Raw genomic sequence first — 20837 nt, 5'->3', positions numbered from 1 at the left:
AGATACTATATTATTTGTTTTTCTGAACATAAATTGTCAACCTAATATTTTAATAGATATTGGGTTTATCTAGTTTAAAATCATTTCATTAAAGATGATTTAGTATGTGTTGTTAGTTATTATTTATGAATAAATATCTATTATATATCAAGGCTTGTTAAAAGCAGTTAAACTTTGCTAAAGCCTGTTAAATAGGTTGTTGCGAGCTTCATTATCTTCTATTTTTACACTGTTGAAAATAAATTACTAATCAAAAAAATATAAAAATGAAGTATTCTGAAGATGTTGCAAATAAATTGAACGAATTGTTAGAAAAAAATTATGACGCAGAAAAGGGTTATAAATTCGCTGCAGAGAAAGTGAAAAATCCTCAACTGCAATCATTTTTTAACGAAAGAGCAAAAGAGCGTTATGATTTTGGTCACGAATTAAAGTCTGAAATTAGAAATTTTGGAGAAGCTCCAGAAAAGGGAACTAGTTTAGCAGGTGATGTTCATCGTACTTGGATGAATCTTAAAACCAGCTTTTCTTCAGATAAAGAAGAAGCCGTTTTGGAAGAAGCTGTTAGAGGTGAAAAAGCTGCTGTAGAGGAATATAATGAAGTTTTAAAGGATACAAATCTTCCTGCATCTACAGGAAATATTTTAACTAAACAAAGAGATTCTATTACTTCATCTTTAAATAAAGTGAAGTCTATGGAGAATAAGTGGTAGTTGACTTATAGGTAAATACTATTGAAAATTTTTCCTCCCGGGGTATGCTTTAAAGCATATTCCGGGAGGATTTTTTTTACATGAAAAATTGGTTGATAATTAGTTTTGGCTTCTATTTAAATTCGAATTAAAATTTCCTATTTTTAAATCGAAAATTTAATTCACATATTTATTTATACCTCCCTTATTTACAGTTTTTTATAACTTTTTGGGAGTCCATTTTCCCAAGGATTAGTTTGTGAATTTATTAATGAGATTTCACCCTAAGTGAAATTTCGAGAAAACAAGAACATGTACTTAATTTTTGATACCGAAACTACGGGATTACCAAAAAGGTGGGATGCACCATTAACAGATTTCGACAATTGGCCTCGCTGTATTCAGATAGCTTGGCAAATACACGACGAAATGGGTAACTTGGTGGAACATCAGGATTACTTGGTGCAGCCAGGAGGTTTCAATATTCCTTTTGATGCAGAAAAAATACATGGAATATCTACTGAATTAGCTCAGCAAGAAGGATTGCCGCTTCAGCAAGTATTAGAGAAATTTCAAGCAGCCTTAGAGCGTTCAAAATTTGTTGTAGGTCAAAATGTTGGATTTGATCTTAATATAATGGGCGCTGAGTTTTTAAGAGAGGGATGGGATAACCCTATGGAAAGCTTTCCTGTATTGGATACTTGTACAGAAAAAACAGCTGAATTATGTAAACTTCCAGGAGGTAGATATGGAAGATTCAAACTTCCAACACTTACAGAGTTGCATCAGGAACTGTTTGATCAGCCTTTTTCTGAAGCGCATAATGCTACTGCCGATGTGGAAGCCACTACGCGTTGTTTCTTGGAATTAATTAGAAGAGAGAATTTCACGAAAGAACAGCTTCAGGTTCCTGAAGACTATTTCGAAAATTATAAAGAAGAAAATCCAGAGCCATTTAAGCTTATAGGGTTAAAACATATCAACCTTAAAAAGGCTTCGGCTAAAATAAGGGAAGAGCTTCAGAAGCTTGAAAAAGTAGATGAGGTTAGTACAGAAGAAATAGAAGAGAATCTTGAAAAACTTGATGAAGTGCGGTTTTCACACCTTCATAATCACTCACAATTTTCAATATTACAATCTACTATAAGTATCCCGAATCTAATAGAATCTGCTACCAAGGAAAATATGCCAGCGGTAGCATTAACAGATCATGGGAACATGATGGGAGCTTTCCATTTTGTAAAAGAGGTTGGGAACTATAACAAGTCAATTAGATCTTTAAATGCAGCTTCCTTAGAGAAAGGAGAGCCGGCAACTGGAAAAGAACTAAAAGCCATTATTGGTTGTGAATTCTTTGTATGCGAAGATCATTTAGATAAAACAAGAAAGGATAATGGATATCAAATAGTAATTCTTGCCAAGAATAAAAAGGGATATCATAATCTGGTAAAAATGGCTTCTATCGCCTATGTAAATGGGTTTTACTATTTGCCAAGAATAGATAGAAAAGTCATTGAACAATACAAAGAAGACCTTATTGTATTAACCGGAAACCTGTATGGGGAAGTTCCCGGGAAAATCCTAAATGTGGGAGAAAATCAGGCAGAAGAAGCTTTGCTTTGGTGGAAGGAGACTTTTGGAGAAGATCTTTATATAGAGTTAATGCGACATGATCTCGAGGAGGAAAATCGGGTAAATGATGTATTAGTAAAATTCGCAAAAAAGCATCAGATAAAAACAATTGCTTCCAATAATACTTATTACTGCGCAAAAGAAGATGCAAATGCACACGATATTTTGTTGTGTGTAAAAGAAGGAGAAAAGCAAGCCACGCCAATTGGAAGAGGAAGAGGCTATAGATATGGATTGCCAAATAACGAGTTCTATTTCAAATCCGATTCAGAGATGAAGAGCTTATTTAAGGATCTTCCTGAAGCTATTTCTAATATTCAAGAAGTAGTAGATAAGATCGAGCCTTATGAACTTGCCAGAGATGTACTCTTACCCGCCTTTGATATTCCGGAAGAATTTTTGAATGAGGAAGATGTTGCAGATGGAGGGAAGCGTGGTGAAAATACCTATTTAAAGCATCTGACATATGTTGGAGCTAAGGAGCGTTATGGAGATCTTTCAGAAGACATTAAAACTAGATTAGATTTTGAACTTTCGGTTATTGAAAATACTGGATATCCCGGTTATTTCCTGATCACTGAAGATTTTATACGAGCAGCTCGGGCAATGGATGTATCTGTTGGGCCAGGTAGGGGTTCCGCTGCGGGAAGTGCTGTTGCCTATTGTTTAAAGATTACTAATATAGATCCTATTAAGTACGATTTGCTTTTTGAGAGATTCTTAAACCCAGATCGTGTAAGTATGCCCGATATTGATATTGATTTTGATGATGAAGGTCGAAGTAGGGTAATGGATTATGTAATCAAGAAATACGGTTCCAATCAGGTGGCTCAGATCATCACTTATGGTTCCATGGCAGCTAAATCCTCCATTCGGGATACAGCCAGAGTTTTGGATCTGCCACTTCATGAATCAGATAGGATAGCCAAGCTTATACCTACCATGTCTAAATTGGGGAAAATCTTCGGGAAGGATGCCAAGGAACTTAAGAAAATGTTCCGAAGTGAGGATCTGGATAAAGTAAATGAACTTCTAAACATAGCCGATGGAGACGATCTGCAGGCTCAAACGCTGAATCAGGCCCGAATTTTAGAAGGTTCGGTAAGAAATACAGGGATTCACGCCTGTGGGGTGATTATTACTCCAAGTGATATCACCAACTTTGTTCCGGTAGCACTGGCAAAAGATTCAGACTTATATGTTACTCAGTTTGATAACTCAGTAGTGGAAAGTGCTGGTCTACTAAAAATGGACTTCTTGGGGTTGAAGACCCTAACCTTGATAAAAGATACAGTTAAGATAGTAAAGGAGCGACATGATATCTTGTTGGATCCAGATACTTTTCCTTTAGATGATGAAAAGACATATGAATTATTCCAAGGTGGAGAAACAGTAGGGATTTTTCAATATGAATCTCCCGGAATGCAGAAACACATGAAAGATCTTAAGCCAACGGTATTTGGAGATCTTATTGCGATGAATGCATTATATAGGCCAGGGCCAATGGAATATATCCCGAGTTTCATTGCACGTAAGCATGGAGATGAAGAAATAGCCTATGATCTTCCTGGAATGGACGAATACCTTAAGGAAACTTACGGGATTACAGTTTATCAAGAGCAGGTGATGTTACTTTCTCAAAAACTTGCAGGATTTACTAAAGGAGAAGCCGATGTTTTGAGGAAAGCGATGGGTAAAAAAATCTTCGCGCTACTGGAACAATTAAAACCAAAATTCCTTGACGGAGGAGAGGCAAAAGGCCATCCTAGGGAAATTTTAGAAAAAGTTTGGAAGGATTGGGAAGCATTTGCAGCGTATGCCTTCAACAAATCTCACTCTACCTGTTATGCGTGGATCGCTTATCAAACGGCTTACCTAAAGGCACATTATCCTGCGGAGTATATGGCAGCGGTGCTTTCCAACAATATGAGCGATATAAAACAAGTTACTTTCTTTATGGAGGAATGTAAACGAATGAAGCTTAATGTGCTTGGACCCGATGTAAATGAATCTTTTTACAAATTCTCTGTAAATAAGGAAAATGCCGTAAGATTTGGGATGGGTGCTGTTAAAGGAGTAGGCTCTGGAGCAGTGGCTAGTATTGTAGAAAATCGGAAAACCGAGAAAGGACCTTATAAGTCCATTTTCGATATGGCTAAACGTTTAGATCTTCGGGCTGCAAATAAAAAAGCTTTGGAAAACCTTGCTTTAGCGGGCGGATTTGATGGCTTCGGAAATCATAGAGCACAATATTTTCATAATGAAGGAGATGGCATTACCTTTTTGGAAAAAGTGATAAAGTATGCGGTGAAATTTCAGGAGAATGAAAACTCTTCACAAGTAAGTCTATTTGGAGAAGCCAGTGATGTGCAGATTCCCGAACCTGTAGTGCCACCTTGTGAAGAATGGGGAGGTATAGGGAAGTTAAAGAGAGAGAAAGAAGTTGTAGGGATCTATATTTCGGGTCATCCATTGGACGATTTTAAAGCTGAAATTCATTATTTCTGTAATTCTAAAGTTTCAGACTTTAAGGAGCAGGAGAAATATGTGAATAGTGAGCTGTCATTTGGAGGAGTGATCTCTGAAGTTCAACATAGAACCTCAAAAATGGGGAAAGGTTGGGCAGCATTTTCAGTAGAAGATTACTGGGATTCGTATGAATTCAGAATATTTGGCGAAGAATATTTAAAGTATCAGCATTTCTTGGTTCCAAATGCCTTTGTGTTTATCAAGGCTTTTATCAAAGAAGGCTGGACCAATAAGGATACAGGGAGTAAAGGAGAGCCTAGAATTCAATTTAATAACTTTCAATTACTGCATGATATTATGGATATTTATGCCAGAAAGCTTACTATTCAGCTGGATATAAATGAATTGAAAGAAGAAAATATAGACTCTTTAAAAGATATATTTAGAACTCATAAAGGGGATCATAATTTACATTTCATAATATATGAAATGAAAGAGCTTATAAAACTGAATTTGACAAGCAGAAAGCAAAAAGTGAAGATCTCACAGGAATTATTAAATGCTTTAGACGAAGAACATGTGAAATATAAATTGAATTAAAAGCTTTGCCTTTTTTCATTTCCTCCTAAATCCTCCTCAAAGGAGAGAACTTTATAAAAATCTTATGATAACCATAGGTAAAACGAAGATATATAAGACCATCTGATATTTGAATAGCCAAATCCAATACTAGCGCTGTAAGTTTTGCTGAAATAATTGACTATTTTTACATATTAATTGAAATAAAAAAAATTATGGCTTTAGAGATAACAGATGCTAATTTTGAAGAAACAGTATTAAAAAGTGATAAACCAGTAATGGTTGATTTCTGGGCGGCTTGGTGTGGACCATGTAGAATGGTTGGACCTATCATAGAAGATATCAGTAAAGATTACGACGGTAAAGCTGTTGTAGGAAAGCTAGATGTTGATGCTAACCAAGAATTCGCTGCTAAATATGGTGTAAGAAACATTCCAACAGTACTTATTTTCCAAAACGGAGAAGTAGTAGGACGTCAGGTTGGAGTTGCTCCAAAAACCACTTACGCTGAAGCATTAGACGCTCTTTTATAGAGAACTTCAAAACTCAAAATATAAGCCTCGCTAAAATTAACTCTAGCGAGGCTTTTTTTATGCCTTATATCTGGTATAATTTAAGGCTGCTCAAAGCTATCATATTGTTTAGCAATTGTAATAATTATCGAGATTTCTGCTTTTAATATTTACCCTGAGCGATTTGACACCAAGAAAATATATTTCCTAACTTTCTTATCTGAAAACAATACAAAAATGTTAGAACAGGAAGTGCATAGATCTGGAGGTTTCATCAATTTAGATTTATTAGCCAGACAGGTAGTAGAAGGTTTTATTTCTGGGATCCATAAAAGTCCGTTTCATGGATTTTCCGCGGAATTTGCCGAACATAAAATTTATAATAATGGTGAAAGCACAAAGCATATAGACTGGAAGCTTTTTGCAAAAACCGATAAGTTATATACAAAGCGCTACGAGGAAGAAACCAACTTGCGTTGTCATTTAATTATAGACAACTCTTCTTCTATGCATTTCCCAATTATAAAAACCTTCAATAGAGACTCATTAAACAAAATCGCTTTTTCTGTTCTAGCGGCGGCTTCGCTAATGCAAATTCTAAAGCGGCAGAGAGACGCTGTTGGTTTAAGTGTGTATAGTGATAAATATGATTTTTACGCACCCGAGAAGGGAAGTGAGCGTCATCATCATATGTTGTTAAATGAATTGGATAGAATAGTTGCAAATCCAGTGAAAAATAAAACAACAGATAGTTACACGTATCTACATCAGATCGCCGAAAAATTACAGAGAAGATCATTAGTTTTCCTTTTTACAGATATGTTTCAGGAGGATAAAAAGGAGGAGGAGCTATTTGAAGCTTTAAAACATCTTAAATATAATAAGCACGAAGTGGTACTTTTCCATGTTCTAGATAAGAAAAAAGAGCTCAATTTCGACTTTGATAATGCTCCAAAACGATTTACAGATGTAGAAACTGGTGTGCATTTGGATCTTTATGCAGAGAATTTCAAGGAATCTTATCAAGAATCGGTCACGAAATACTTCAATTTACTGAAATTACAATGTGCAAAATACCGAATTAAGTATGTGCAAGCAGATGTTGAAGAAAATTTTGAAAAAATTTTAACCACCTATCTAGTTGAGAGACAAAAATTTGCGGGCTAGCGAAAAAATTAATCAAAAATTATTTTAAAAAACGTTTGTGGAATCTAAAAACAGATGTATATTTGCCATCGCAATAAAGCAACGGTCTGGTAGTTCAGTTGGTTAGAATGCCTGCCTGTCACGCAGGAGGTCGCGAGTTCGAGTCTCGTCCAGACCGCTTATTACACTTCAAAATAACACTAAAAGCCTCTAAATCAACGATTTAGAGGCTTTTTAATTTTAATTATACTCATTTAAACACATATAAACATAACTAATTGGTGCTCAATTCGGTGCGTCTTTTTTCACTTTAAAAAGACGCACCGCGAAGCTCCTAACATACTGTTAATAAACAGGTTGCGGGCTTTCTTTAACACTTTTGCATCCCTTCATGTTGTACCTTTCTGGTGAGTATTTTAAAAGACGCACCTATGGCTACTTTACTAAACATTCTTTTTTACCCTAAAAGGGGAAGATCAACACCAAATGACATTTCAATAATTTACACTCGGATTACTATTAACGGGAAGCGTTCTGAATTCAGCACTGGCAGACAAATTGAGTTAAGAAAATGGAGTTCTGGAAGCGGTAATGCGAAGGGTAATTCAGAAGAGTCCAAATCAATTAACAGGTATCTGGATTCCATCAAAACCAAATTATATGATATATATGACCGATTATCAAGAGATAATCAGTCAATATCTTCTAAAATCATTCGTGATATTTATTTCGGAAAAGGGGAAGAAGAGCGGATGCTGATGGAAATTTTTCAGGAGCATAATGATCAAATGAAAAAGTTGATAGGGAAAGGCTTCACAAAAGGAACAATGCAGCGCTATGACGCTTGTAGAAATCATATTGAGAACTACTTGCTATTTTCTTATAAGAAGAAAGATATTCCGGTTAAGGATGTAGATCATAAATTCATTACTGGATTCGATCATTATTTAAAATCCCAGAAAGACTGTGCACATAACACCTCTCTAAAGTATATCGTCAATTTTAAAAAGATCATCCGAATTGCCTATGCGAATCAGTGGATAAATCGGGATCCATTTTTTCACTGGAAAGGAACTTGGAAGTCTTCTGATAGGGAATATTTAACTGACAAGGAACTTCAGAAAATGGAAGAAGCGGAATTTGACATTCCCCGATTAGAACTTGTAAGGGACATTTTCTTGTTCTGTTGCTACACCGGACTAGCCTTTGCAGATGTGAAAAAGCTCTCAGAGAATGATATTATCATCGGAATGAACGGAAAGAAATGGATAAAAACCAAACGTCAAAAAACAAAATCCTTGAGCAGTATTCCAATTTTAGAAGTTCCACAAGCTATACTTGAAAAATACAGCGATCATCCAAAAGTAAAAAAGGGAACAATAGTATTGCCGGCTTTGACAAATCAAAAATCCAATTCTTATTTAAAGGAAATAGCCGACGTGTGTGGCATCAAAAAGAATTTAACCACACATTTAGCCCGACACACCTTTGCGACTACAGTAACACTTTCTAAAGGCGTTCCTATTGAATCTGTTGGGAAGATGCTTGGACATAAATCATTAAAGTCAACACAAATCTACGCGAGGGTGCTGGATGAGAAGGTGGGTAATGATATGGAAGCTTTGGAGCAGAAAATGAAACTTCAAAAAAAATAGATTAATTTAGAATTCACCAACTCTTTAAATTAAAAATAACAGCCTCAAATAATTAATAGACCCTACTCCATTAATTTTAGATAAGACTGCTATTTATTCGTCTGTTTGAATTCTTAGATTAGAGGATCTTATATGAGTTTTAGATCTTTCATAATCCCTATAAGATGCGGATTTGTATTGGCATTAAATTCTTCCCTAAGTTCTTTTAAACGCTTCTCAATAGCGCTTTTACTGCTGGGTTTTATATTGTTTTTTTGTAATTTCTGCTGAATTTCATCTTGGGTTAAACCATTGGCAAGGTGTTTCACAATATGGATCTCGAAATCATTTAATACTAATAGGTTGCTTTGTTTTAAGGCATTTTCTATAGCTGGCGAATTATAATTTTCTCCTTTATCTACTTGAAAAATTGCTTCTTTTAGTTCTTTCAATCCGTTTCGATCCTTGCAAACGTAGCCATGTATATTTCCTGTTTCCCAAATGTTTTTAACCGTTTGTGGGTGGTCTTCTATAGAGTTTACGATTATTTTTAAGTTTGGATCTTCTTGTTTAAGGCTTGCTATTAATTCCTGTCCTGATCTTAATTTTTCTTCTCGATGATCGGGTTTAAAGCTGAGGTCACAAATAAGAAGATCGAAGGGATGGCCTTCCTGAAGTGCCTTTTTTGCGATTAACCAGGCTTTATCACAGTATTGGGCATGAGTTACTTGAACTATTTCCAAATCTTTTAAAATAGCAGCCACAGCGTGGTTAATGCTATCCATATCTTCTGCAACTAAAACTTTTTTAAACATGCTAAAACTATAATGGAATTTGGAGATTCGTTTTGAATCCTTTTCCTATTTCAGTTTCAAAGTTAATCTTTCCCTTTACTGAAAAAATACGGTTTTCCACATTCTTAAGTCCATTTCCAGATTTTATTGAAGACAACTCCGTACCCTTGCCATTATCAGAATAATCTATATTCAAATAATTTTCGGTTCTGCTAAAGATAATTGCTACAATACTTGCAGTGCTGTGTTTTTTCATATTCACCATTAATTCCTGAAGTAGGCGATAGATTAAAATTTTCTTTTCTGCAGAAAAACCTTTCCAGTTTATAGCATTTTCACCCTTAATAATTAGTTTCGTATTTGCAGGAGCAGCATTAGATAGCATACTTAAAAGGTGATTTATGTAATTTTCTCCAATATCTATTTCGCTATTAGCTCTGGAAATATCTCTGGTTCGGGAATAAATACTCGCCAAATTATCCAGAACATCTGGGGTGGCGATAGGCTCTAGACGCCCCATCATGTTATAAATATCATTGGCTAATTCATCATGTATCGTTTTAGAAATACGAGTTTCGGTATTATAAACTTCCTGTAGTTTCTCTTTTTTATGTCTCTGCTTGAAATAGTATAGAATAAAACCACCAAAACTTAAAACTAAAAGACTTCCAAGAGAAAGAATGATCATTTGATTTTCTAATTGTTCAGTTTCTAGTTGCTGACTAACTGTTTCTGCTTCAAGATTATTTATTTCTTGCTGTTTTTGTTCCTCATCAAATTTAATTTTAGCAAAAGTGTTCTCGGCTTTTAATTGTACATTTTGAAGACTGTCATTAAGCGTAATAAACCTATTTGTATAGATTTTGGAACTTTCTCCCGGAGAAATCCTTATAATTCTTTTTAGCGCATTTAGTTCTGAATGCTGGCTGGAATTCTTTTTTGCCGTTTCTAACCACTTAAATGCATAGTCCAGCGCCAATGTAGGTTTTTCCTTTTCGTAGTAATTGGAAAAATGTTCATAACTGGCGGTCAAACCATCTAAATCTTTTGACTTAAGCCGAAGTTCGATAGCCTGAGTAAGTTCATCCAAGACTGGAGAGGAAGAATCTAGCATCCATTTGGTGTATGCATAATTGTCTATAAAACGAGCTCTGGAATCTTCATCGGCATATTCAATTTTATCCAAAACTCCTTTAAAGGTAGAGAGTGCACGATGATAATTTCCATTATCCCTATATGCCAAAGCAATATTATTTAAAAAACTTAGACTATCTTTTGTAGAAATTGAATATCGAAGCGCATTTCTATATTCTTTTATGGCATCCTTATAGAAACCTCTTTCCCGGTAGGATATGGCAATTGTATTGTACGCACTATTTATATAAGATGAATCTTTTGCTTTTATAAGAAGTTTTAAAGCCGATGTGGCATTCTCTTGGCTACCATTATAGTCGGCCATCCTGCTTTGCGCATTTGCCATTTCCACAGATCGTTGTCCCGCTTGCGAGCTATCACCTATTTGTAAAAACAGATCTCTAGATTTATAATAATTTTCATACGCTTCTTCTGAATTGTTGAGTGCTTGAAACACAGCAGCCTTTCTATAATAGCCTAAAGCAACAAAGTAAGTATCCTTTTGTAATACTGCAGTTTTGATGAGACTGTCGGTATAATTGAGTGCAGATTCGTAATTATTTTGCCGTTTTTGGACATAAATGATCCCATCCAATAAGTAAAGACTTATACTATCTTTTTTAAGATTCACTCTTTCCAATCCTTCTTCAAAAGTGAAAAGCATTTGGGTTGGATCTTTCTCTTTAATTCCTTTTTGGAAAAATACTTCTCCTATTCCTGGTGTTATTTCTTTACTTACTGTTTTGCTTTCCTTTTTACAAGCTGCGAAATTCAGGCATGCTAGAATGAAAAGAAATTTAATTGGGGATAATTTCATGAAACGAAAATAGATAAAAAAAGCGAGGCTTATTAGGTATAGAATAATTGGCTCTCAAATCTCAAACCATTATATATATAAACAATAAACCCACCATTTTGGCGGGTTTCAATAATCAATTGTTTGTAAAATTTATCTTTAAATTCCTCTACCAAATCGTTATTCTATCCTCTTTTGGTAAAAACATATTATCGTCTTGTTTTACATTAAATGCGTTATAAGAAGGAGTGCTATTCATTAAAGGACCATTTACGCGCCAATAGGTGGTGAATAAGAGTTGTTATTAATCCACAGGCGAAGGAACTCATCTTTCCTTTTACTTTCCTAATTCTAAATCCCACTTGATTAAGGCCAACAGCTAATAGCTAAAAAATAATCTGTGTATCAATACCTTTTTCCTGAAGCACCGAATAACAAGGAATAATAAACAATAAACAATTAATTCCCTTCCGCTTTTTTTCATTAGCTCTCTGGCATTAAAGTCAAAGCAAATATCCGGATGAAGTTTTTATGCTACATTTGGCGCTACTCAATGCATTATGAAAAGAGCTTTAGTAAGATATAGAAAAAGTCCTTTTGGAAGGTATATTATTCGCAATCAAAAGTACGCTCCCATTCTTTTTTTTATTGGTGGTTTTATTTTTGACACGTTGACCTTAGGGCGAATAGATCGTGTTTATGATACGGTGGTACTTTGCTCACATATGACCTTACTTTCTATAACGCTTTATTTATATAATACAGTGAATGATGATAAGTGGGAGGGTACTTTTATCAGTCGTCATTCCGAATATTTGCCGCTTGCTATACAGTTCTTCTTTGGCGCACTTTCAAGCGCTTTTGTCATCTATTTTTTCAGAAGTGTGTCCATGTCAAAAACCATGGTTTTTTTCATACTGCTGGTTCTACTCTTATTTGCAAACGAGTTTCTTAGAAAGAAAATCTCCAATAAATACCTTCAGTTTAGTGTTTATTTTTTTATAAGTTTTACTTTTTTCGCCTTTATGATTCCCACGCTGATCAGGAAAATGAATACCTTTATTTTTATCATTTCGGGACTTGTAAGTTTGTGGTCTACCCTGGTACTCATCAGGTTTATTTTCAAGTCAAGCCCAGGTACAAGAGCTGAGATAAGTCTAAAAAAACTGATGGGTATTATCCTTTCTATTTATATAACAATTAATGTTTTTTACTATTTCAATCTTATTCCACCAGTGCCGCTAGCTCTGGATACCGGGTTGGTGGCTCATGATGTGCGAAAAACAAATAACGAATACATCGTTACTTACGAGAAGGATCAATGGTATGTATTTTGGCGTAAACATAGCATCAATTTTCATCGTCAAGCAGATCAAAGAGTTTATGTATTCACTTCTGTTTTTGCACCTACAGATTTAAAAAAGGCCATTTTTCATAGGTGGAAACGGTATAATTCCGAAACTGGGAAATGGGAAGTAACTGATGACCTTGGCTTTGAAGTTGCCGGTGGGCGTAATCGAGGTTTTCGTGGATATACTTATAAGAACAACCTTAAAGAAGGCCAATGGAAAGTTGATGTAATTACAGAAGAGGAACTGGTACTTGGTGTTGTGGATTTTGTGATTAAAAACACTTCTGAACCTCATAAAGAAGGAATGGTAAAGAAATCATTTTAAAACTGTTTTCTCAATCATATTCAATGCTCTAAAAATCATTAATAAAGAGCTTCAGAATTCTGCATCGGCTTCCGGCAGGTTTGGTGAAATTGAAATATGAGAGAAAAAGAATTAAATTAAAATTGAGTTCCTCCCGTCAGTTCGAGTGAATTTCAAAACCGGTTCTCGATACATTTTTCACAATGTTTCCGCATTGAGAAAAACACCCGCCTACCAGACAGGCAAGCTCGAACTGACGTTAGTTATACTTATAAGATCCCTCCACAGCTATGGGAAAAAATCGAAGGATCTACACAGGAACCGGGATGCTTAATTAACTGGCGGCAGGATCTTTTCTACCTCATTGTATTTATTGATGATATAAAGGATGTTTTTTTCGCTTCCCTTCATCGTATCAAACTCCATGGAAATTTCAGGATTATCTTTTATAAGTTCCTTTATTTGTGCGTGACCTTTAGAACGTGGAGAAAATCCGCCGAACTCGGCGCTGGTGATTTCAGAATCATCCTTGGAGATAAACAGCAACGCCACGTCCATAAATTTGTAAATCTTAATCCTGCCGTCAACAATCCTTTTTACAAACCACTGGTCGTGGATGGTAGAAATAAAACTGTCTCCATCCACCCCGTTGAGAGATCGTATGGTTTTTACCTCGGCCGGGTCTATGACGCTTTCATTTCCTGCCTCATCTTTAAACTTCAGCTTCACTTCTGCCGGATTAAAAATTTTGGTACCCCGGGTAACACTCCCATAGATAGTATCCTTGGATTTGGTTACAATATATTCCCGTTCCTGGGCATGGCTTAGAACATTCATAAGAAAAAGGGCACACAGTAGAAGGAATTGTTTTTTCAAAGGTGATAGCTGTTGAAGGTAAAAAACTTAAAATTTAATAGACCAAATGTAGTATATATTCGCATTCAAAATACCGGCACCCCCGTCAGTTTGAATGAATTTATTTCGACCGTCAGGGAGAATAAATTTTTATCGAGAACCGTAGGGGAGAAACGTGTTCGCCTCTGTTCTCGATACATTTTTTTCCTCAGCTTTCGCCTCGGTAAAAAACACTCGCCTATCAGACGGGCATACTCGCACTTACGGCTTATTGGAATGTTAGCTTCAGAAAATTACATGAATTGACGGCTAAGAATTAAAAGAGAAAAAATATCAATTAAACCTGAGGTACCCATCCCCGTCAGTTCGAGTGAATTTCAAAACCCTGAGAGTTCTTTTTCAAAATTATATTCTTTTTAAAAACACTGCCTCAAACAAATTTTAATTTTTCAATATTGGGAATTATTTAATTAAAAAAATAAAAAATATCGGGGATTGAAAACCCGATATTTTCTACCGCTACAGCTTTTTTAATAAACTCATATTTATAGATAACCTATTCCTTTAAATAATTGCAAATCCTATGATATTTGCAGCATTCAACATATATTTATATACATAGGTTTTCCTCAAATTCGATCACTTCTTGATCTATAATTATGATCTCCCCAGATGGGGTGATCCTTAAATGAAATCTGTCTATCTGTAAAGGCGTGCAATAACTTACTATTTTATTCACAATTAACTCGTAACCAGTGCAGGTCTCTTTTATGGCTCCATTTTCAATATTGTTTGTACTCCAATAGTAATCTTTCGACAATGCTAATAACAAAGCATCGCCTTTGGAATCTATGCTTCCTAAAAATTCCAGTAGTTCTTCATCGGTAGAAACCAACTGATTTACACCATCTGTTTGGTGTCTAATGAATGTATAGCAACCTGCAGGAAGACAACTAATATAAAATCCATCTTCAGCAATAAGATTATTGAATTCGTTGATGCAGGTTACCATATCTAAAGCATCCGCACACAATTCTCCTTGGGAAAAACTAAATAAAATCCCATCCAAATAATTCACAATTTCGAAATAATCTACAGGGTCTTTCGGGATAATTTCATTATAAAAGGATGATTCGGGAATGGCTTCAAACTCACCACAGTCCGGGGAGGTATCACAATTAATAAAAACATGTATGTATTCCATAGTATTTTTATCATCATTGAACAAGACATTTATATCATTCCAACTTAAGCCTTCTTCTGCTAGTGCTGTGTTGTCTATATCTCCATAAGCATCTGAATTTTCAGGGGAAATGGTATAGAATAGATAATTTTGATCATTTTCTATCCCTTCTGGTGGGCCGGGAATTACCAAACAAAGTGGTTGGGAAAAATATTCACCATTTTCATATTGACCAGTTATTGGCTTGGCATTGGTATCCCCATTATTGTATAATTGAATACGGACACCATTAGCATCCTGTACAAAGAGATCTAAACTATAATTACCTGGATAGTGCCTGCCATCGGAATGACAATAGTTTGCGAAGAAACAAAGCTTAAAAAGTTTTTGCGGGATCAGCTCTAAGAACGAATATCCATATTCATTAACCATTTGCTGGTCAAAGCAAAACACCTCTATTGCCTCATATTTTTTGGTGCCGGGGCGGACAATGATATCCAAAGGTAGTAACTTATCTACATAGCCTAGAAAGTCCCCATCTCCAGTGGGAGCTACCCAAATTAAATTTCCGGCTCCATCTGGATCACCATCATAGATCAAAAATTCTGAAAGGGTCACCGTAGTGTAATCATTCTCATTATCACCATCATCACTAACTACTACAGGAATTTTCAGGTCGTTAGAATAATCGGTATAATAATTAGTTCCATTAGTAAGGATGTCTACAACCACGGTTTTAGTTTCCCCGTTAAAGCTAATGCTGAGCCTTGCCACTGCTGGGGCTGCATCATCATTACAATTGGGTATCTGATTAAAATTTTCTTTACTGATCACTTTGTTGGATAGATCATTGAGCAATGCGCCAAGCTCTAGCGAAATGCTTTGTGTGTAGGAGTCATTATTTACAGCGACTTCTTCTTCCTCCTTACTACAACTTGTAAATAGTGGTGATAATAGAATCATAAAAGCTAGATAACGTGTATTTGTTTTCATACTGTTATTATTTGGTTAATAAAGTAATTATTACTTCCAAGGTGTGTTTTGTGTAACTATTTGTAGGGTGCAATACAGGGAGAGGGAGATCAAAAAAAATGATATTATTAAGAATAGAAATTAAGCAATTCTACAGGACGCGCCTATGGGGCAATTCCCTTAAAATTAAAAAGACATTATTCTAAGCATTGTGTACGTTTCGAAATATCATGAAGAAGGAAAAACTTCATATTTAACACCTAAATATTTATCGAGGCTCAATCTAGTGAAGAAATGCGGTAATTAGGTGCGTCTAATATTTTAAGCGACACCTCTTGTCCACTTTGATTTTGACCTTTGGTCATCAAATTAGAAAGATGAGAAAATTAGAGATCATCCTTACCGAGGAACAATATCAACATTTTATAGAAGAACGTAGTTATGGCAACCGTACCAATCTTGCAGAAGAAACCTTTGGAGGTTATGAGTTATGCTTGCATGTGGGCAGTCCTGACGTCTTTCCTGCTACCCTAGAAATGAAAATGATCAATACCATAAATCTGGGAGAAGTGGAGTGGGAGTTTAAAAAAGTGCGAGGCTAATGGGACTAAAGGATATAGCCTTTTTTAGAGGACTTAATAAAACAGGTGCTTTTGCCCGATTATCTTTATTTACTGTTAAGGAAAGTGTTTTAGCCTGTGTTCTGGACGATTTTGAACCTCAGTCTTTTGTAGTTGAAAATCATGAAGAGAAATGTATAACCTATTACAATTCAGAACATTTAGTTTTTGTATTAGTTGAAAATAATAAGATGGTACTGTTAGAAATAAATAAAGCAGTAAAACAGATCAAACATCTCAATACTATTGTAATTCTAATAGAGCAGGGTGTAAAGGTAGCTATGCCTAAAAATTATTATAATTTAGGGGTGCCCGATATTATTGCAGGCGCTAAGAAAAGAGATATTCCCAGTAGAAATTTATTCTTGAGTTTTTTAAAGATTCTTTTTGATTATCCAAACCTTTAATAATTATGGAAACCCATAATTATGGTTTATAACATTTCATTATTTTGCATTTTAAACTTTCAAAGTTTTAAGAAAACATTTAGATTTACGACAAGACTAAACCTGCATTTTTACCCTACTTCGCAGTTAATAATATTACTACAAAATCACATCCTATAAATGGCAATAAAAAAATCTGAATTATACAGCTCCCTATGGGCGAGTTGTGACGAATTACGTGGAGGAATGGACGCAAGTCAATACAAAGATTATGTATTGGTTATGCTCTTCCTAAAATACATAAGCGATAAATGGGCTGGACAAGCCTATGCACCTATAACGATTCCTGAAGGGGCAAGTTTTAAAGATATGGTTGCCTTAAAAGGTTCTACCGATATAGGTGACCAAATCAATAAAAAGATTATTTCTCCTATTGCAGAAGCGAATCAGTTGGCAGATATGCCAGATTTTAATGATGTTTCCAAATTAGGAAGCGGAAAAGAAATGGTAGATCGCTTAACCAATCTAATTTCCATTTTTGAAGATCCAAAACTTGACTTTAGTAAGAACTTAGCCGAAGGTGATGATATTTTAGGAGATGCCTACGAATATTTGATGCGTCACTTTGCTACTGAAAGCGGTAAAAGTAAAGGCCAATTTTATACTCCTGCCGAAGTAAGCCGAATATTGGCTAAAATTATTGGTATAGATAAAGAAGCAACCACTGCCGAAACTACTGTTTATGATCCTGCATGTGGTTCGGGTTCTTTATTATTGAAAATTAGCGATGCAGCCAAGGGTAAGGTCACTTTATATGGGCAAGAAAAAGATGCAGCCACCTCTGGTTTGGCTCGTATGAATATGATTTTGCATAATGAACCAACCGCTCTCATAAAACAAGGAAATACCTTAGCGAATCCGTTGTTCGAGAATAAAGACGAAAGCCTTAAAACCTTTGACTATGTGGTTGCCAATCCTCCATTTAGTGATAAACGTTGGAGCAACGGATTAAACTTGCCAGAGGATAATCCTTATAACCGTTTCCAAGACTACGGAATTCCTCCCGAAAAGAATGGTGACTATGCCTTTTTACTTCATATTGTACGCTCTTTGAAGCGTAACGGAAAAGGAGCTGTTATCTTACCTCACGGAGTATTGTTTAGAGGAAATGCCGAGGCAGAAATACGTGAAAACTTAATTAGAAAAGGTTATATAAAAGGGATTATTGGTTTACCTGCCAACTTGTTTTATGGTACAGGTATTCCTGCTTGTATTATTTTAATTGATAAAGAAAATGCCCAGAATAGAAAAGGTATTTTCATGGTAGATGCCGGTAAAGGTTTTATAAAAGATGGGAATAAAAACCGTTTAAGAGAGCAAGACATTCATAGAGTTGCAGATGTTTTTAACAACCAAGAAAATATACCCGGTTTTAGTAAAATGGTATCATTAACCGATATTGAAGCCAATGAGTTTAACCTAAATATTCCCAGATATATTGAAAGTCAGGAAACAGAAGACATTCAAGATATTGAAGCACATTTATTAGGGGATATTCCTAATGTAGATATTGAAGCTTTACAAAGCTTTTGGGAGGTCTATCCTAATCTTAAAAAGGAAATATTTACCCAAAGCAACCGTCAAAAATATTCGGCTTTGAAGGTAAATAAAGAAGAAATCAAAAATACCATTTTCCAGCACCCGGAGTTTGTGACATTCAGCACACAAATGGACACCCTTTTTGAAAATTGGAAAACCAAAAGCACAACATCTTTAAAAGATATAAATAAAGGATTTAATCCCAAAGAACTCATACATAGCTTATCTGAAGATCTACTGATGCAATACCAAAATAAAGCCTTAATAGATCCATACGATATGTACCAACATTTAATGTCATACTGGTTTGAGGTAATGCAAGATGATAGCTACCTCATAACCCAGGATGGTTGGAAAGCGGAAACCTATCGCATTGTTGTAGAAAACAAAGCGAAAAAGTTGGTAGATAAAGGTTGGACGTGTGATCTTGTACCAAAAGACTTGGTGATTAACCGCTATTTTATAACCGAAAAAGAAATCTTAGAAGCCTTCCAAGCTGAAAAAGAAACCACTGTCAGTGAGCTAACCGAATTAGAAGAAGAACACAGTAGCGAAGATGGTTGTTTTGCTGAAATGGAAAAAGTAAACAAAGCCACTATTACTGCTCGAATTAAGGAATTGAAGGGTGAAATAGATAGTGCTGATGAGCTAAAAGTACTCAAACAATACATTTCTTTATCAGACAAACAAACTGCAACCAATAGAAAAATAAAAGAAGCCGAAGCTGATTTAGACGCAAAACTCTATGCGAAATACCCAGCCCTAAATGAGGACGAAATAAAGCAATTGGTTGTTAAGGATAAATGGATGCTTACATTAGAAAGAACTATAAAAGACGAAATAGACCATATTAGTCAACACTTAACCAATCGTGTAAAAGAGCTGGCAGAACGTTACGAAAACCCTTTGCCTGTTATTGATACAAGGGTAGAAAGTTTAGAAACTAAAGTAAATACTCATCTACAAAAAATGGGATTTGTATGGAATTAACTAAAACTAACTATAATCAAACTGAACTTGGTCTGATTCCAGAGGATTGGAATATAAGTATGATTTCGGAATGCGCTATAAAAATCACAGATGGTGAACACTTGACACCAGTAAGAACTGAAAGTGGATATTATTTACTTTCAGCTAGGAATATCCTAAATGGAAGAGTTGATACTTCAGATGTCGATTATGTTGGTAAAGAGGAATATACGCGAATAAGAAAACGTTGTAATCCCGAATTTGGGGATGTATTGATTTCTTGTTCTGGTTCAATTGGACGGATAGCTATTGTTCCTGAAAATTTTGAATGTGTTATGGTTCGTAGTGCTGCTCTTATAAAACCTGAAAATTTTAAGACAGTAAGTCTATACCTTCAATATTTCCTGCAATCTTCATTAGGTCAAAAACAAATTTTTACGAGCATGAATCAAGGTGCTCAACCAAATTTGTTCTTAAATCACATTAAGAATCTTCAAATTGTATTACCACCACTCGCAGAACAAAATGCCATTGCTCAAGTATTAGACGATACGGATAAATTATTACAAGCCATAGAACAAAAACTCGCAAAAAAAAGAGCCATTAAACAAGGCGCTATGCAACAATTGTTGACTCCTAAAGATGATTGGGAGGTTAAAAAGTTAACAGAAGTAGTTAATTATATACATGGAAAAGCTCACGAAAATCATATTGTAGAAGATGGCAAATACATAGCTGTGAATTCAAAATTTATTTCTACAGAAGGTAAAGTATCTAAAAGAAGTAATCACAATTTTTGCAAGGCAAGGAAAGGTGATGTTTTAACAGTTTTAAGCGATTTACCAAATGGAAAGGCACTCGCCAAATGTTTTTACGTTTCTGAAGATAAAAAGTATGCAGTTAATCAACGAATTTGTATTTGGAGAAGTAAAAGTGCAATCCCACTGTTTTTATTTTATCTATTAAATAGAAACAAATATTTTTTAAAATTGGATGATGGGGTAACACAAACACATATCTTAAATCATCACATTGAAAAGTGTGAAATTTCAATTCCAAAATCTGCTGAAGAGCAAAGCCAAATTGCCACCATACTTTCCGATATGGATGCAGAAATAGCACAATTAGAGCAAAAGCTTTCTAAATATAAATTGCTAAAACAAGGCTTAATGCAAAACCTGTTAACGGGTAAAATAAGGTTGGTGTAAAT

The 20837-nt window shown here is 35.1% G+C and carries 14 protein-coding genes and 1 tRNA gene; 11 read left to right on the top strand and 4 right to left on the bottom strand.

The annotated features are described in order from the left end of the window. Window positions 1-266: 266 nt before the first annotated feature. The 6 genes from I130_RS03905 to I130_RS03880 all read left to right on the top strand — a co-directional run bounded on the left by I130_RS03905 (window position 267) and on the right by I130_RS03880 (window position 8685). Window positions 267-713, top strand: coding sequence for a ferritin-like domain-containing protein (locus I130_RS03905; RefSeq protein WP_034919709.1), 447 nt, complete (start codon window positions 267-269; stop codon window positions 711-713). A gap of 291 nt (window positions 714-1004) precedes the next feature. Continuing rightward, window positions 1005-5393, top strand: a complete 4389-nt coding sequence (gene dnaE, locus I130_RS03900) for a DNA polymerase III subunit alpha (RefSeq protein WP_034919708.1) — start codon at window positions 1005-1007, stop codon at window positions 5391-5393. Between the two features lie 194 nt (window positions 5394-5587). Then, window positions 5588-5905, top strand: a complete 318-nt coding sequence (gene trxA / locus I130_RS03895; protein ID WP_034919707.1) for a thioredoxin — start codon at window positions 5588-5590, stop codon at window positions 5903-5905. A 216-nt stretch (window positions 5906-6121) separates the two neighbouring features. Beyond that, window positions 6122-7051 (top strand): DUF58 domain-containing protein, encoded by a 930-nt coding sequence (locus I130_RS03890; RefSeq protein WP_034919706.1) that lies wholly within the window; start codon window positions 6122-6124, stop codon window positions 7049-7051. A gap of 83 nt (window positions 7052-7134) precedes the next feature. Beyond that, window positions 7135-7208: transfer RNA gene (locus I130_RS03885), tRNA-Asp, on the top strand. Between the two features lie 253 nt (window positions 7209-7461). Continuing rightward, a complete protein-coding gene (locus tag I130_RS03880; protein WP_034920468.1) occupies window positions 7462-8685 on the top strand; it encodes a site-specific integrase in 1224 nt (407 codons plus the stop codon). A 128-nt stretch (window positions 8686-8813) separates the two neighbouring features. On the opposite strand, the gene I130_RS03875 is transcribed toward I130_RS03880, so the two are convergent. Then, entirely contained in the window at window positions 8814-9479 is a 666-nt protein-coding gene (locus tag I130_RS03875) for a DNA-binding response regulator (protein ID WP_034919704.1), read from the bottom strand. A gap of 7 nt (window positions 9480-9486) precedes the next feature. After that, complete coding sequence (locus I130_RS03870) at window positions 9487-11409, bottom strand: tetratricopeptide repeat-containing sensor histidine kinase (RefSeq protein ID WP_034919702.1); 1923 nt, start codon at window positions 11407-11409, stop codon at window positions 9487-9489. 1148 nt (window positions 11410-12557) lie between these two features. Between I130_RS03870 and I130_RS16925 the strand changes: the two genes are divergently transcribed. Continuing rightward, complete coding sequence (locus tag I130_RS16925) at window positions 12558-13064, top strand: DUF2914 domain-containing protein (RefSeq protein ID WP_316928443.1); 507 nt, start codon at window positions 12558-12560, stop codon at window positions 13062-13064. A gap of 309 nt (window positions 13065-13373) precedes the next feature. On the opposite strand, the gene I130_RS03860 is transcribed toward I130_RS16925, so the two are convergent. Both I130_RS03860 and I130_RS03855 read right to left on the bottom strand, forming a co-directional pair. Continuing rightward, window positions 13374-13919, bottom strand: coding sequence for a hypothetical protein (locus I130_RS03860; RefSeq protein WP_157480495.1), 546 nt, complete (start codon window positions 13917-13919; stop codon window positions 13374-13376). 589 nt (window positions 13920-14508) lie between these two features. After that, window positions 14509-16074: a hypothetical protein gene (locus I130_RS03855; RefSeq protein ID WP_034919697.1), complete on the bottom strand. Its 1566-nt coding sequence runs from the start codon at window positions 16072-16074 to the stop codon at window positions 14509-14511. 356 nt (window positions 16075-16430) lie between these two features. Here I130_RS03855 and I130_RS03850 point away from each other — a divergent pair, with 356 nt between their 5' ends. The 4 genes from I130_RS03850 to I130_RS16180 all read left to right on the top strand — a co-directional run bounded on the left by I130_RS03850 (window position 16431) and on the right by I130_RS16180 (window position 20835). Beyond that, window positions 16431-16655 (top strand): hypothetical protein, encoded by a 225-nt coding sequence (locus I130_RS03850; RefSeq protein ID WP_034919696.1) that lies wholly within the window; start codon window positions 16431-16433, stop codon window positions 16653-16655. Beyond that, window positions 16655-17080, top strand: coding sequence for a hypothetical protein (locus I130_RS03845; RefSeq protein WP_034919693.1), 426 nt, complete (start codon window positions 16655-16657; stop codon window positions 17078-17080). The genes I130_RS03850 and I130_RS03845 overlap by 1 nt, the downstream gene beginning before the upstream one ends. 159 nt (window positions 17081-17239) lie before the next feature. After that, a complete protein-coding gene (locus I130_RS03840) occupies window positions 17240-19648 on the top strand; it encodes a type I restriction-modification system subunit M (RefSeq protein ID WP_034919691.1) in 2409 nt (802 codons plus the stop codon). Further along, on the top strand, window positions 19639-20835 hold the full coding sequence (locus tag I130_RS16180) for a restriction endonuclease subunit S (RefSeq protein ID WP_051119602.1): 1197 nt from the start codon (window positions 19639-19641) through the stop codon (window positions 20833-20835). The genes I130_RS03840 and I130_RS16180 overlap by 10 nt, the downstream gene beginning before the upstream one ends. Window positions 20836-20837: the final 2 nt, after the last annotated feature.

It is taken from the genome of Gillisia sp. CAL575 (genome assembly GCF_000403785.1).
Classification (GTDB): Bacteria; Bacteroidota; Bacteroidia; order Flavobacteriales; family Flavobacteriaceae; genus Gillisia.
The sequence above is the reverse complement of the archived record's forward strand: the minus strand, read 5'-3'. Positions and strand labels throughout refer to the sequence as shown.

Excerpts from the sequence above, each read along its gene's own strand:
- I130_RS03905 (WP_034919709.1), top strand. The coding sequence starts at position 267 with ATGAAGTATTCTGAAGATGTTGCAAATAAATTGAACGAATTGTTAGAA.
- dnaE (WP_034919708.1), top strand. The coding sequence starts at position 1,005 with ATGTACTTAATTTTTGATACCGAAACTACGGGATTACCAAAAAGGTGG.
- trxA (WP_034919707.1), top strand. The coding sequence starts at position 5,588 with ATGGCTTTAGAGATAACAGATGCTAATTTTGAAGAAACAGTATTAAAA.
- I130_RS03890 (WP_034919706.1), top strand. The coding sequence starts at position 6,122 with ATGTTAGAACAGGAAGTGCATAGATCTGGAGGTTTCATCAATTTAGAT.
- I130_RS03880 (WP_034920468.1), top strand. The coding sequence starts at position 7,462 with ATGGCTACTTTACTAAACATTCTTTTTTACCCTAAAAGGGGAAGATCA.
- I130_RS03875 (WP_034919704.1), bottom strand. The coding sequence starts at position 9,479 with ATGTTTAAAAAAGTTTTAGTTGCAGAAGATATGGATAGCATTAACCAC.
- I130_RS03870 (WP_034919702.1), bottom strand. The coding sequence starts at position 11,409 with ATGAAATTATCCCCAATTAAATTTCTTTTCATTCTAGCATGCCTGAAT.
- I130_RS16925 (WP_316928443.1), top strand. The coding sequence starts at position 12,558 with ATGGGTATTATCCTTTCTATTTATATAACAATTAATGTTTTTTACTAT.
- I130_RS03855 (WP_034919697.1), bottom strand. The coding sequence starts at position 16,074 with ATGAAAACAAATACACGTTATCTAGCTTTTATGATTCTATTATCACCA.
- I130_RS03850 (WP_034919696.1), top strand. The coding sequence starts at position 16,431 with ATGAGAAAATTAGAGATCATCCTTACCGAGGAACAATATCAACATTTT.
- I130_RS03845 (WP_034919693.1), top strand. The coding sequence starts at position 16,655 with ATGGGACTAAAGGATATAGCCTTTTTTAGAGGACTTAATAAAACAGGT.
- I130_RS03840 (WP_034919691.1), top strand. The coding sequence starts at position 17,240 with ATGGCAATAAAAAAATCTGAATTATACAGCTCCCTATGGGCGAGTTGT.
- I130_RS16180 (WP_051119602.1), top strand. The coding sequence starts at position 19,639 with ATGGAATTAACTAAAACTAACTATAATCAAACTGAACTTGGTCTGATT.